We start from the raw sequence: 14,131 nt of genomic DNA, 5'->3' as shown, positions 1-14,131 counted from the left end.
TCAGATCGGGTAAGGGGTAAATGTCCATTGCCGGCGGAGTTTACCAGTGATTGCTTGCGCGTTGTCGCAAAAATTGTTTCAGAAAATGAAGGGCCTGGTGGACAGGCCCTTCCACTCGTCACCGCAGTGAGGCAAACGCTTTGCGCGCGGCAGCGAGCGTCTCATCGATTACTGCGTCATCGTGTTGCGCCGATACGAAACCGGCCTCGAACGCGGATGGTGCCAGGTAGACACCGAGATCCAGCATCGCATGGAAGAACACGTTGAACTTGTTCTTGTCACAGGCCATTACCTCAGCGTAGCTAGCCGGTACGCGTTCGCTGAAATAAAGGCCGAACATGCCACCGACAGAGTCGGCGCAGAACGCGACGCCGGCATCCTTCGCGGCTGCGGACAGGCCTTGCGCAAGTTTGGCCGTTTGGGTTGACAGGGACTCGTAGAAACCGGGGGCCTGAATCAATTTGAGCGTCGTCATGCCGGCGGCGACTGCGACCGGGTTGCCGGACAAGGTACCGGCCTGATAAACCGGACCAAGCGGCGCCAGATGCTTCATGAGATCCTTGCGTCCGCCGAACGCAGCAACAGGCATGCCGCCACCGATCACTTTGCCCATGACCGTCAGATCCGGCGTGATGCCGTACAGCGTCTGGGCGCCGCCAAGTCCTACGCGGAAGCCGCACATCACTTCGTCGAAAATCAACACGGTGCCATGTTGCGAGCACAGGCGACGCATCGTTTGCAGGAACTCGGGTGTTGCGCGCACCAGATTCATGTTTCCGGCTACCGGTTCGACGATCACGCACGCAATTTTGTCGCCCATTCGTGCGAAGATGTCTTCCAGTTGCTGCGGGTTGTTGTAGTCAAGCACCAGCGTATGCTTGGCGAAGTCCTCCGGAACGCCTGCCGACGTGGGATTGCCGAAGGTGAGCAAGCCGCTTCCCGCCTTGACCAGGAGGGAGTCCGCATGTCCGTGATAGCAGCCTTCGAACTTGATGATCGTGTCGCGGCCTGTTGCACCGCGCGCCAGCCGTAGCGCGCTCATGCCTGCTTCAGTGCCGCTGGACACCAGTCGCACCTGTTCCACGGACGGGAGGATGCGGCAGATCTCCTCGGCCATCTCGATTTCGCCTTCGGTCGGCGCGCCGAAACTCAGACCGCGCGCTGCTGCATCCTGCACCGCCTTGACCACGGCAGGATGTGTATGGCCGACGATGGCCGGTCCCCAGGATCCGATATAGTCGATATAGCGGCGATCGTCGGCGTCCCAGAAATAGGGGCCTTGCGCGCGCGTGATGAAGCGCGGCGTACCGCCGACGGAACGAAATGCGCGAACAGGCGAGTTCACGCCGCCCGGCGTGCTGATTTGCGCCCGGGAAAAAAGGGTGTCGTTTTTGGAAGTCATGGCAAAAAGAGGAGTGGGTTATTGGTTGGCGTTCGGATCGGGTTCGCGCGCCCAGAAATAGCGATCCGGCGTCAGCTTTCCCATCCCTAGTCGATGCGCGTTGGCCAGCGCCGCATGGGTGAATTCCTGCGCCTCGAAGACCGCCTCCGGTGCGTCCACGCCATTTGCGAGCATGGCTGCAATGGTGGCGGACAAGGTGCTGCCCGCACCGTTGAACGACCCGGGCAGGCGTTGCCATGCATCGTTGCGCAGCATGCCGGATTCGTCGAACAGCATGTTGGACACCTCATGCACGTCACCTGGAGTCCCTGTCACAAACAGGTATTCGCAGCCCATGTCGATGATGCGCATCGCATCCAGGGCCAGCATGTCCTCCGTCGATGGCTCACGCCAAGTTTCGGCGAGTCGTGCGAGTTCGACTGCGGAGGCGAGGAAAAGCGTCGTCTGCGGAATCAGCAGCTCGCGGATTGCTACCAGCATGTCTTCGCTATCCTGCCCCTGGTCTGGCATCGACGAAAGAAACGGATCAAGTATCAGGGGAACGTCGGGATAATCCGACACGATCTCCGCAATGACGGAGACGTTTTCGATGCTGCCGACGGCACCGACCTTGAAGGCGGCGACCGGCATGTCTTCCAGCACGACACGCGCCTGATCGGCGACCCAATCGGCGTCGGTTATCTGCATGTCTTCAATGCGCGCCGTATCGGCGATCAGAATCGACGTGATGACGGACAATCCGTAGCATCCCATGGCCGCAAATGAGGCGAGATCAGCCTGTATGCCGATTGCGCCAATTGGATCCGCAGCGCCGAAAGTCAGAATCAGGGGGGAAGTTTGGTTTTGCACGGCCGGTAGATTAAGATAATCGACTTTGCATTTTACTTGATTGAAGGGCAGTCAACTGTGAGTAATAACGAAACGTCGAGCGGAGAATTCAAAACCTGGATGTGCCTGATTTGCGGCTGGGTCTATGACGAGGCCGCTGGCCTGCCGGATGAAGGCATTGCGCCCGGGACGCGCTGGGAGGATGTTCCGATGAACTGGACCTGTCCGGAATGCGGGGCGCGCAAGGAGGATTTCGAGATGGTCGCGATCTGATAAGAAAGTAATCGGACACGATTCCAGTAGTCAATGTTAGAATTTTATTAAGTTTCGCAGAAAAACCACGTAGGCCGAAAACTGTAGAGGGTGTTGTTCTAAAGCACCTTGCTTTTTGTTACAGTAGCGCCGTATAGTGGGCGGAAGTTTAATGAGATTACGTCATGACAACATCACTGGATAACAGCAGCCTCAAGATCATGGTCATCGACGACAGCAGCACGATACGTCGTTCGGCAGAGATCTTTCTGGGGCAGGCTGGATATCAGGTCGTTCTTGCCGATGATGGCTTTGATGCGCTTGCCAAGATGAATGATCACAAGCCGGCCTTGATTTTTTGCGACATCCTGATGCCGAGGCTCGATGGCTATCAGACTTGCGCACTGATCAAGAAAAGCGCGAAGTTTCATTCAACGCCGGTAATCATGTTGTCCTCGAAGGATGGCCTGTTTGATCGGGCGCGCGGCGCGATGGTTGGATCAGATGCCTATCTCACTAAACCGTTTACCAAGGACAGTCTGCTCAAGACCGTGCGCGAATACACCGCTCAGGTACTTTCCAAGTAATTTTTCTGCGTTAAAGGTTCAAGATGCCCATACAAAAAATTCTTGTTGTGGACGACTCTCCGACAGAACGTTATTTCTTGACAGATATTTTGATCAAGAACGGGTATTCCGTTTCTACCGCTGAAAACGGCGAGGAAGCGATGCTGAAGGTGAAGGCGGACAAGCCTCAACTCATTCTCATGGACGTCGTGATGCCGGGTCAGAACGGTTTTCAGATTACCCGTGCCATCGCACGCGATCCGGAAACGCAAGACGTGCCTATCATCATCTGTACGAGCAAGAATCAGGAAACCGACCGTATCTGGGGTTTGCGCCAAGGTGCGCGTGATTACATCGTCAAGCCGGTCGATCCCCAGGAATTGCTGTCGAAAATCGCGGCACTTGGCTAACCGCACCAAATGACCACGTCCAATTTGGATCTTGCGTCGCAAACCGCCCCGAAAGAGCACGACATCGGTGCTCGTCGTACTCGCTTGCGCGAGTTTCAGGCGCGGCTTGTCGAACGCATGCATGCGGCGAGCACTGGCGCGCAAGCAACCGCCAGTCAGCTCGGTGTCATGATTGGCCAAACCCGCTGGCTGCTGAAACTGCAGGAAGCGGGCGAAATCGTGTCGGTGGGTACCATTACCAAGGTGCCACTGACGCAGGACTGGTTCCTCGGATTGACCAACATCCGGGGCAACCTGATCAGCGTGATCGACCTCGCGCATTTCCGCGGAATGCCGCCAACTCCGATCGACAAGGAAAGTCGGATTATCGCGTTTGCTCCTTCCTTGTCTTTCAATAGCGGCCTCCTGGTTTCGCGCGTCATGGGCTTGCGCAATGTTACTGAAATGGAGCCGCAGAGCGACTCCGGCACAGCTGACACGCCATGGGCGCTGCAACGCTATCTCGATCGAGAGTCCCAAGTCTGGACAGAACTCGACCTTTCTTTGATCGTACAAGATCCGCAATTCTTGCACGTGGGTTTATAAGCCGCCGGGTCAAACTGCCGGGCCGCATACCGTAATTGATGAGGAGACTCAGTAATGGCGTTTAATCTTCCGTTCTCGTCCAAGAGCAATGATGCTGGACTTGCTGAAGTAGCCGATTTGGCCGAGCGCGAGCCGGTGGCGTCCAGCAGTCAAGTTGAAGCTGCCAATACCGTGCTTGCCGAGGTCGACCTCGCTGCTTCGGGAGCTGCAGCCGTGCCGCTGGCCCAGATTGCGCCCGAGCGCAATCTGAACGCAACCTTTATCGGTGATGCGCTCCAGAAATCGGGCGATATTCGTCTGCCACTGATTGGTCACTTGCCTTTGCAGCAGCAAGTGCGGGCCTTGCTGGGAATGCTCGGCGCGTCGCTTGTTCTCGGCGGTGTTTTCGTGTGGATGAATTCCACGCATTCGATTCTGGCGTCAACCCAGACCCAGATTGCCGGTGATGCGCTGATGCACTCGCAACGTATCGGTAAAGCGGCGCCGAACGCGATCCAGGGCAATCCGGAGGCGTTCAAGCAGCTCGAGGAAAGCCGCAAGGACTTCAATCGCGATCTGACGGTTCTTTCCAAAGGCGGTGATTATCAGGGACGTGCGATCGACGCTCCGAACGCGCAGATGGAAGCGATGCTGAAGGATACGCAGAAGGTTTGGAGCAACTCCGATAAAGCCGCCGACACCATCCTGAAGCTGAAGAAGGAATTGACCGGTTTTGGCACAACCCTGCAGAAACTGAATGCCTTGTCACCGGTTCTGCTGGAGTTGACGGAACAGATTGCCACATTGAAAGCGCAGGGCGGTGCTACGCCGCGTGAAATTTCTGCAGCTGGCCAGCTCGTCATGTTGACCCAGCGTTTGGGCCGTAGTGCGAACGAATTCCTGACGTCCGAAGGTGTGAACCCGGAAACGGCGTTCCTGCTGGGCAAGGATACCAACACCTTCCGTGACATTACCGAGGGCTTCCTGAATGGCAGCGACGTGTTGCGTCTGTCTGCGACTAAGGATCAGGATACGCGCGAGAAACTCACAGAGCTGCAGACCGCTTTCGCTGAATACCAACAATCGGTCGCGTCGATTCTCGGCAACCTCCAAAACTTCATCGCTGCAAAACAATCTGAACAACTGATCTTCGCTGAGAACGAGACGCTGAAGCAGCGCATCACCAATCTGCAGCAAGCCTATCGTGGCGAGGAAGACTCGCTGCACTGGTCGTTCTGGCTGATGGGCGTCAGTGCCCTGGCCGCGTTGCTTGCGGCGGTCGGTATCGCGCTGGTCCTGCTGCAAGACAGCCGCAACCGCACCAAGGAAGCGGACCAGCGGCGTCAGGAAGCGGAAGACCAGCGTCTGCTCGCACTCCAGAAGGAGGAAGAGGCCAAGCGCGCCAATGACCAGAACCAGGCTGCTATTTTGCGGCTGATGAATGAATTGCAGGAAGTGGCGGACGGCGACTTGACGGTGCAGGCAACCGTGTCGGAAGACATTACAGGTGCGATCGCCGACTCGGTGAACTATACGGTGGAAGAGCTGCGCGGTCTGGTCGGACGTGTGACGAAAACCGCCGAACAGGTTACTGCCGCATCCGACCAGGCGCAGAATATTTCCAACGAATTGTTGATGGCATCACAGAAACAATCGCGCGAGATTCAGGAAACCGGTCAGGCGGTACTTGAAATGGCTGTGCAGATTACCGATGTGTCGAAATCCGCAAATGAGTCCGCCGAAGTGGCGCGGCAGTCGGTGACGGCTGCGGAACAAGGCGCGAAGGCGGTGGAAGACGCGATCAAGGGCATGAACGAAATTCGCGAACAGATCCAGGAAACCTCCAAGCGAATCAAGCGGCTGGGCGAATCATCCCAGGAGATTGGCGAAATCACCGAACTGATTTCAGACATTACCGAGCAGACCAACGTGCTGGCATTGAACGCTGCGATTCAGGCGGCGTCTGCGGGCGAAGCGGGCCGCGGCTTCTCGGTGGTTGCAGAAGAAGTTCAGCGTCTTGCGGAACGTTCCGGCGAGGCGACCAAGCAGATCGGTGCGCTGGTGCGCACCATTCAGACCGATACGCACGATGCGGTAGCCGCTATGGAAAAATCGACGCAGGGTGTGGTTGAAGGGGCCAAGCTGTCGGACGCTGCCGGTGCCGCGCTGGCCGAGATCCGAAGCGTGTCGAACCGTCTCGCGGACCTGATTCAAAGCATTTCTGCGGCGACCGAGCAGCAGGCAACGTCGGCCAACGGTGTTGCGCAAAACATCCAGAACATTCTGACGGTGACCGAGCAGACGCAACAGGGTACGCAGCAGACCGCGCAGTCCATTCGCGAACTCTCCAAGCTGGCCGAAGAACTCAAGAACTCGGTGTCTCGTTTCCGCGTAGCTGCTTGAAACGAATCGTATTGTCGGCGACCGGCCTGATGACCCATTAGTGATGCTTGGCGGCTGGCCGTTATGACGGCTTGCCGCCATTTGACCCCGCGAGGCAGTCATGACCACCTCTTCTTCCAATTCATCGCAAGGCGCCCGGGTCAACTTCGATACCGGACCGCTGTCTTGGGTGATAGGTGAAATCCGCGAAGCGCTTAACCGCTCCAAGGCGGCGATCCACGACGCCATCGCACAGGATGCAGAGGCGCAGATGACGTCCATGCGTCATGCGAAGACTTACCTGCACCAGGCGCATGGTGCGCTGCAAATTGTCGATGTCGACGGTATCGCGATTATTACGGAAACCGTCGAAGACTTGCTTGACCGTGTGGATGCCGGGCAGCTGCCGCTCAGCCAGGAGTTGGCCCAAGCCATCGACAACGGCTACCAGGCATTGATCGAATATCTCGACGAACTGATGTCAGGCATGCCGCATCAGCCGGTGCGCCTGTTCCCTTACTACCGGGCGCTGCTTGAAGCGCGCGGCGCTGAACGCATCCATCCGGCCGATCTGTTTTTCCCTAACTTGGCAATTCGACCGCAACTGCCGGGTACCGGCCCTGCCACACCACCGGCATCGGCACGGTTCGTCAGTCTACGCAAACGCTTCGAGCAGGCACTTCTGCCGTTCTTGAAGAGCTCGGATCGTAGTACCGAGCTGAAAAATGCCGCAGTCATGCGTGACATTGTTGGCGAGATCGAAAGCCTGCAGGGAAACCAGCAGGCACGGGCCTTCTGGTGGGTCATGCATGGCTTGTCCGAAGCAGTTTCGGCTGGACAGATTTCGAATGAGATCTATGTCAAGCAGCTGTTTGCGCGCATCAATCTCCAGATCCGCCGCCTGTGTCAGGGCTCTTCCAGCATTGCGGAAAGACTGCTGCGCGATGCGTTATTTTTTATTGCAAAGACGCCCGACCCATCTCCGCGTGCGCGGCAAATTCGCGCTGCCTACCAATTGGATGGACTGGTGCCGTCCGATTACGACACCAAACGTTACGGGCAGATCGATGTCGATGCACTCGCCGCAGCGAAAGAGCGGCTGTCGCAGGCGAAAAACATGTGGAACCGGATCGCAGGTGGTGACGCCAGTGTCGCGGAGTCCTTCGAGCATGAAATGCGTGCTCTGGCTGAAGCAGGCGCCAGGCTGAACTCCATTCCATTGACAAAGCTGTTGCGTGAACTGAAGGGGATTGCACGCCATGCGGCGCGCGCCAAGCCCGGTGACATGCTGGGGCTGGAAATGGCGACCAGCTTGCTGTTCGTAGAAAATTCCTTGAATCAAATCGGCCGTCTGTCGCCCAACTTCGCGGAGCGGGCCGATGCAATGACCGCGCGCCTTCTGGCGGTCGTTTCAGGGGAGACGCCGACACAGGCGGCCGACTGGCTGGACGACATGTCGCGCGAAGCGCAGCAGCGGCAGACAATGACAGCGCTGGCCGGCGAAATGCAGGCAAGTCTGCGTCAGGTCGAGAAAATGCTCGACGAATATTTCCGTGACCCGTCGCAGCGCAACTCGCTGGGCCAACTGGATTTGATTTTGCATCAGATCGAAGGCGCACTGGCGGTGCTCGATCAGACGGACGCCGTCCGCACCATTCAGCACACCAGAGCCGCGGTACGGCGATTCATTGACTCTGAAGAAGAAAATGCGCCGCCTGTGCAGGAGTTCCAGCTGGTGGCACAAAACGTCGGGGCGCTGAGCTTCTTCATCGAGACCTTGGAGCATCAATCTGACGAGGCGAAGAAGCGATTCTCGTTTGACGAAGGCCAAGGCGTATTTCATGCCAAGCTGGTCGAAAGAAATTCCACTCCTGACCCTTTTCTCCCTGACACGGTAGCGGAGCCGGAGTCTGTTGCGGGTTTCGATCTTCCGCCCGCCGAGGCCGCGTCGCCGGAGCTGCCTACCGTGGAGGATGAGCTGGCGTTTTCGCAGCAGCATTCAGCTGAACTGGCGATGTCTTTGACTGCGGAGCCCGGCAATCAGGTGCTGCAGGAGCAACTGAAGGAATCGCTCGAACAGATACGGCTGGACGCGACGCTGGTCGACAATCCCGAGGCGAATGATCGTGCAAAGGCAGGCATTGAAATCCTGGAACGTCCGGATTTCTCGGCCTCGCAAGAGGCACTGGTGGACATCATTTCTGCAACGGTCCCGGTTATGCCCGCGGCCGATACCTTGCCACCCGTCGTCACCCCTTCGAGCGATGCGGCGGTCGACGCAGAGCTTCTTGAGATTTTTTTGTCCGAAGCAGAAGAAGTGCTTGGCACCGTAATGCAGACGTTGCCGGAGTCGCGCAACCAGTCGCATAACCAGGAACATCTCACCACACTTCGTCGTTCGTTTCACACCTTGAAGGGTAGCAGCCGCATGGTCGGCCTGGTTGCTTTTGGCGAGGCAGCGTGGAGTATCGAACAGGTGCTGAACCTGCGCTTGTCGGAGGCGCGCGGTGGCGATGCGGAACTGTACGCTCTGCTGGACAAGGCAGCGGATGTGCTGGGGGACTGGGTGCAGGACCTCAAGCACGAGGGCAAGTCGAGCCATACGCAAGATGCGTTGGTTGCAGCCGCCGAGCGCGTCAAGTCGGGCGGCCAGTTTGTCTATGAGGATGAAACTAGGGGAGAAGGGACATCCGAGCCCGCTTTGAATGTCGCGCAAACACCTGTTGATGACATCGCCACCGATTTCGAGGATAGGCAGGTCGTCGAGGACGTAACGGTAGACGATCAAGAATTTCAGGTTGACGCACCGGTGGTGGACTCTGATTCGGGGACGATTGCGCCAGCCGAAATGACGGCCGACAGTACCGCATCCTGCGACGACGAGTTTGACATGGCGACTGAGCCCGGGACGGCATTGCCGCAGGCCGAGGAGGTCAACTTGTCGGACGCCGACATGGCGATGTTCGATGCGGAGAGAGATGCGGTGGCGTCTGTCGACCCGGTCTGCGTGCCTGTTGCAGAATCGCTCGCGCCGACTGCCCCCGTCGTTGCAATCGCCGAAGTGATTGAATTCCCGACAATGCACGCGCCGGAGGTCAAGCACAACGACAACGTCAAACGCATTGGCGACCTGGAAATCAGCGTTCCGCTCCATAACATTTATCTGGCTGAGACGGATGAATTGGTCCGGATTCTGGCGCAGGATCTCGCCGAGTGGCGGCATGAGCCGGACCGCCATGTCAGCGTGCAGTCGGTGCATGCGGCACATTCACTCTCCGGCAGTTCCGCAACCGTCGGTTTTACGGCGCTTCAGGAAGTGGCCCACGCGCTCGAAATCGCACTGCAATCCCTGATGCGAAAGCCGGTTCGGCTGACCGATTACAATTTCGACACGCTCGAGCAAAGCATCGAATGGATGAAGTTGATGCTGCAGAAGTTCGCCTTGGGTGAGCTGCCGACACATCAGCCAGAGTACGTGCGGCTTCTGAACGGCATTGTGCAGGACATCGAGACGCGCGCGTCCCAGAGCGAAGTGCCAATGGCGGCATTTACACACGCTTCTCATGAACACAGTCCGGCTCCGCGGGCAACGGACATCAGCGAACCAATGGCCGCCGTTGAACCGGAGACAGTTCCTGAGCTTGGACGGGAAGAGCCGTTCTCGCAAGACCGGGCTGGAACCGAACCGCCGGTCGCCATGCCGGAGCCGGTGAGCACTTTACCCTTTGTGGAGCCAGTATTTGCTGGCGAGTCCGATACAACAACAGATCCTGCGCTTGTCCTCAAAGATGAGCTTGATGCCGACCTCCTGCCGGTTTTCTTCGAAGAGGGGCGCGACATCCTGCCGCAACTCGGAGCAGCGCTGCGTGGCTGGCAGGATCAGCCTGCAAACCTCAGTTTGCCGCACTCGACGCTGCGTTCCTTGCATACCCTCAAGGGAAGTGCGCGCATGGCGGGTGCCATGGGCCTCGGACAGCATTTGCACGATATGGAGACGCGCATCGAGAACATCATGCGCCTCGGCGTGCCCTCGCCGCTTGCCATTGAGGATCTGCTGATTCGATATGACCAGGGCCTGCAAATGTTCGAGCAATTGCAGAACCCGCAGGCAGCGACGGCCCAGCCGGCACCGGCAGACCCGGCTGGGGATGCTGCCACAGAATTGCCGGCAGTCGCGGAACCCGTGGTTTTGGCACCGCTGATGCCGATTCAGGCAGGGCGGCTGGCATCGGTCAAGACGCCGGCGGCACGCCCCCTTGCGGCGCCAACAGGGCCCGCGCCCCTGGTTCGCGTGCGTGCTGACATTCTGGATCGCCTCGTCAACCAGGCCGGTGAAGTTTCCATTTCCCGATCCAAGCTGGAGACGGAAGTCGATACCTTGAAGCAGTCCCTGGGCGAATTGACCGAAAACGTGGTGCGGCTGCGCGATCAGTTGCGCGAAATTGAAATGCAGGCCGAAACGCAGATCACTTCGCGCATGGCGCACTCGGCCGATCGTGAATTCGACCCTCTGGAATTCGACCGTTTCACGCGCTTGCAGGAACTGACCCGCATGATGGCGGAAAGCGTGAACGACGTCGGCTCGGTGCATCAAAACCTGGTCAAGACACTGGACAGCGCATCGGATGACTTGTCGGCACAGGCTCGTTTGACGCGCGATCTGCAGCAAGACCTGATGCGGGTGCGCATGGTCCAGTTTGCGAGCATCTCGGAACGCCTGTACCGCGTTACACGGCAGACCGCCAAGGAAATGGACAAGCGGGTCAATCTCGACATCCGCGGCAGCGCAGTGGAAATCGACCGTAGCGTGCTGGAGAAGATGACCGGTCCGTTCGAGCATCTGCTGCGCAATGCGATTGTTCACGGTATCGAACAGCGCGAGGCACGTCGCGCTGCAGGAAAGAATGAAACCGGCGAATTGCTGGTGGAAATTCGCCAGGACGGTAACGAGGTTGTGATCGAGTTCTCTGATGACGGGCAGGGCCTGAACATCGGGCGGATACGCGACAAGGCGCGACACATTGGTTTGCTGACCAACGATAGCGACATGTCGGACGAAGAAGTGACCGACCTGATTTTTCATCCTGGGTTCTCCACTGCGGAGGAAATTACCGAACTCGCCGGGCGCGGGATCGGGATGGACGTGGTCCGCTCTGAGGCGGCAGCCTTGGGTGGACGTGTTTCGACCTGGTCGGAACCGGGCAAGGGAACGCACTTCACTATTCATCTGCCGTTGACGCTGGCGGTTACCCAGGTGGTGCTGCTCTCCACGGGCGGCAAGACATATGCAGTGCCTTCGGTACTGGTGGAGCAGGTGCAGCAGCTCAAGACCAATGCGCTCGCCTCGGCCTATAACGATGGCGCGGTTATCTGGCAGGGGCAGCGCGTTCCGATGTATTACCTGTCGACCTTGCTGGGCGATACTACGGCTTCGCCGGTGTCCCAGCATTATTCGCCCTTGATGATCTTGAAGAGCGGCCATGATCGCGTCGCGGTCCACGTGGACGAAATCATCGGCAACCGCGAGGTGGTGGTCAAGAATATCGGCCCGCAATTGGCCCGTTTAATCGGCATTGCCGGCGCGACCGTGCTGGGCTCCGGCGACATCGTGCTCATCCTGAATCCGGTGCCGCTGTCACAGCGTTCAGTTCAAGAGAACATACGCGCGCCGCGGATCATTGCTTCCGATGCGCCTGCGTCGATGGGTGCAGTCGCCGAAATGGCGGCGCAGACACCATCCACGCCCACGGCAGAGCCGGTGCAAGGCCTGCGCACACAAAGCATCGTGATGGTGGTCGATGATTCACTGACGGTGCGGCGGGTGACGCAGCGCTTGCTGGCGCGTGAGGGATATCAGGTCGTGCTGGCGAAAGATGGCGTGGATGCGCTTGAGCACCTGCAATCCTTGACGCCGGATGTGATGCTGGTCGATATCGAAATGCCGCGTATGGACGGGTTCGATCTGACCCGCAACGTGCGCGGTGATGAGCGGACGCGTCATATTCCTATCATCATGATTACTTCCCGCACTGCCGGCAAACATCGCAACTACGCACTGGAGCTTGGCGTGAACGAGTATCTTGGGAAACCGTATCAGGAAGAACAACTGCTTGGCCTGATTGCGGAATTCGTCAAGAAGGAAACGCCGATCGCCTGAGGCTCGGACACAACTTTCAATCGCAAAAGCCCGCCAAACGGCGGGCTTTTGTTTTCCAGCAGTCAGGCATTACGGCCGAACGATCAGCGATTCGACCGGACGACTGCATATCGCTCCAGCGTGCGCATGCGCGCTTCTTCGTGCTGCACAATCGGGAGTGGGTAGTCGGCGCCCAAGCCTGACTCACGCGCATCCATGGCAGGCATTAACCAAGGCGCATGGATATACTTTGTCGGTACTTTGCTGAGTTGCGGCAGGTAACGGCGGATGAACTTTCCTTCGGCGTCGAATTTCTCCGACTGCGCGACCGGATTGAAGATTCTGAAATAGGGCTGCGCATCGCAACCTGATGATGCTGCCCATTGCCATCCACCGTTATTGGCAGCCAAATCGTAGTCGTTCAGTCGCTCCGCGAAATAGCGCTCGCCCCAGCGCCAGTCAATGCCAAGATCCTTGATCAGGAAGCTTGCAGTGACCATGCGCAGCCGATTGTGCATATAGCCGGTCTGGTTCAATTGAAGCATGGCCGCGTCCACCAACGGATAACCGGTTCGGGCTTCGCACCACGCCTTGAAAAGTTGCATTGCATACGCGCCGCGTTCCCACTGAATGGCGTCGTACTCCGGCTTGAATGCGCCAGTGACGACATGCGGATGGTGGTGCAGGATCATGAAATAGAAGTCGCGCCAGATGAGTTCCGAGAGCCAGGCCGCCGCACCGTCGCTGTCCGGACTGCGTAGGGCATTCAACGCTTCGCGCGCCAGGCCGCGGATCGATATCGTGCCGAATCGCAAGTGGACCGACAGGTAGGATGGCCCCTTGATCGCCGGGAAGTCGCGTGCGCGCCGGTAGTTGCTCATACGACCGCAAAAATCCTTGAACAATACCTGCGCACCAGACATGCCGGTGGGAAGATCAAGTCGGGACAGCCCGGTCTGCTTGAAGCCGAGATCGGTAAGGGATGGCATCGGCTCCGAAACACTGTCGGGTGCGGGCGCAAGCCGCGCCGAGTGCGACTCGACCGGAAAGGATGCCAGAAACAAATCCTCGCCGGAGTGCACCTTCTTCAGCCACGCGTTCTTGTAGGGGGTGAACACCGAAAACGGCTTGCCGGACTGGGTCAGGACTTCCGCTCTTTCGAGAATCACCTGATCCTTGAAGCTGAGCCAGACCCGTCCGGATTCCCTCAACTTGCATGCGACTTCGGCGTCGCGGGCAATGGCGGCCGGCTCGTAGTCGTGGTTGGCAAAGACCGCATCGACGCCAAGTTGTGCGGCCAGGCGAGGAATCTCTTCGGACGCAGCGGCGTGGCGCACAATCAGGCCGCCGCCGAGTTCGCGCAATGCAGTATCGAGTTCGGCCACGCACGCAAGAATGAACTCGACCCGCCTGTCTTTGCGCGGCAGTTGATCCAGTATATTCTTGTCAAAAATGAAAGCGCAGAAGACCTGGCGGCTTTGCATGAGCGCATGATGCAGCGCTGCATGGTCGAAAGTCCGCAAATCGCGGCGAAACCATACGAGAGACTTGTCAAACTTGTTCATGGATACTCTTGAATCCGTCGCCGGCT

The 14,131-nt window shown here is 58.2% G+C and carries 9 protein-coding genes; 6 read left to right on the top strand and 3 right to left on the bottom strand.

Annotated elements, in window-relative coordinates; translation table 11 throughout:
• Window positions 1-118: 118 nt before the first annotated feature.
• Entirely contained in the window at window positions 119-1,402 is a 1,284-nt protein-coding gene (hemL, locus tag E6W33_RS00140) for a glutamate-1-semialdehyde 2,1-aminomutase (RefSeq protein WP_136413144.1), read from the bottom strand.
• An 18-nt stretch (window positions 1,403-1,420) separates the two neighbouring features.
• Window positions 1,421-2,251 (bottom strand): hydroxymethylpyrimidine/phosphomethylpyrimidine kinase, encoded by an 831-nt coding sequence (locus E6W33_RS00135; protein WP_136413143.1) that lies wholly within the window; start codon window positions 2,249-2,251, stop codon window positions 1,421-1,423.
• A gap of 57 nt (window positions 2,252-2,308) precedes the next feature.
• On the opposite strand from E6W33_RS00135, the gene E6W33_RS00130 reads away from it, so the two are divergent.
• The 6 genes from E6W33_RS00130 (at window position 2,309) to E6W33_RS00105 (ending at window position 12,561) form a co-directional block, all read left to right on the top strand.
• Window positions 2,309-2,503, top strand: coding sequence for a rubredoxin (locus tag E6W33_RS00130; RefSeq protein ID WP_168798473.1), 195 nt, complete (start codon window positions 2,309-2,311; stop codon window positions 2,501-2,503).
• Window positions 2,504-2,667: 164 nt separating this feature from the next.
• Window positions 2,668-3,069 (top strand): response regulator, encoded by a 402-nt coding sequence (locus tag E6W33_RS00125; protein WP_136413142.1) that lies wholly within the window; start codon window positions 2,668-2,670, stop codon window positions 3,067-3,069.
• A gap of 23 nt (window positions 3,070-3,092) precedes the next feature.
• Complete coding sequence (locus E6W33_RS00120; protein ID WP_136413141.1) at window positions 3,093-3,458, top strand: response regulator; 366 nt, start codon at window positions 3,093-3,095, stop codon at window positions 3,456-3,458.
• 9 nt (window positions 3,459-3,467) lie between these two features.
• Window positions 3,468-4,043 carry a chemotaxis protein CheW gene (locus tag E6W33_RS00115; RefSeq protein WP_136413140.1) on the top strand — a complete coding sequence of 192 codons (576 nt, stop codon included), beginning with the start codon at window positions 3,468-3,470 and terminating at the stop codon, window positions 4,041-4,043.
• A 54-nt stretch (window positions 4,044-4,097) separates the two neighbouring features.
• Entirely contained in the window at window positions 4,098-6,425 is a 2,328-nt protein-coding gene (locus tag E6W33_RS00110) for a methyl-accepting chemotaxis protein (protein WP_136413139.1), read from the top strand.
• Between the two features lie 100 nt (window positions 6,426-6,525).
• Entirely contained in the window at window positions 6,526-12,561 is a 6,036-nt protein-coding gene (locus E6W33_RS00105) for an Hpt domain-containing protein (protein WP_136413138.1), read from the top strand.
• A gap of 83 nt (window positions 12,562-12,644) precedes the next feature.
• On the opposite strand, the gene E6W33_RS00100 is transcribed toward E6W33_RS00105, so the two are convergent.
• Window positions 12,645-14,105 (bottom strand): deoxyribodipyrimidine photo-lyase, encoded by a 1,461-nt coding sequence (locus tag E6W33_RS00100; protein WP_136413137.1) that lies wholly within the window; start codon window positions 14,103-14,105, stop codon window positions 12,645-12,647.
• Window positions 14,106-14,131 lie beyond the last annotated feature (26 nt).

It is taken from the genome of Herbaspirillum sp. ST 5-3 (genome assembly GCF_004804275.1).
GTDB lineage: Bacteria > Pseudomonadota > Gammaproteobacteria > Burkholderiales > Burkholderiaceae_D > Noviherbaspirillum.
The sequence above is the reverse complement of the archived record's forward strand: the minus strand, read 5'-3'. Positions and strand labels throughout refer to the sequence as shown.

What these genes read in the sequence shown, in the direction of transcription:
- hemL (WP_136413144.1), bottom strand. Translation starts at nt 1,402, where the DNA reads ATGACTTCCAAAAACGACACCCTTTTTTCCCGGGCGCAAATCAGCACG.
- E6W33_RS00125 (WP_136413142.1), top strand. Translation starts at nt 2,668, where the DNA reads ATGACAACATCACTGGATAACAGCAGCCTCAAGATCATGGTCATCGAC.
- E6W33_RS00120 (WP_136413141.1), top strand. Translation starts at nt 3,093, where the DNA reads ATGCCCATACAAAAAATTCTTGTTGTGGACGACTCTCCGACAGAACGT.
- E6W33_RS00115 (WP_136413140.1), top strand. Translation starts at nt 3,468, where the DNA reads ATGACCACGTCCAATTTGGATCTTGCGTCGCAAACCGCCCCGAAAGAG.
- E6W33_RS00110 (WP_136413139.1), top strand. Translation starts at nt 4,098, where the DNA reads ATGGCGTTTAATCTTCCGTTCTCGTCCAAGAGCAATGATGCTGGACTT.
- E6W33_RS00105 (WP_136413138.1), top strand. Translation starts at nt 6,526, where the DNA reads ATGACCACCTCTTCTTCCAATTCATCGCAAGGCGCCCGGGTCAACTTC.
- E6W33_RS00100 (WP_136413137.1), bottom strand. Translation starts at nt 14,105, where the DNA reads ATGAACAAGTTTGACAAGTCTCTCGTATGGTTTCGCCGCGATTTGCGG.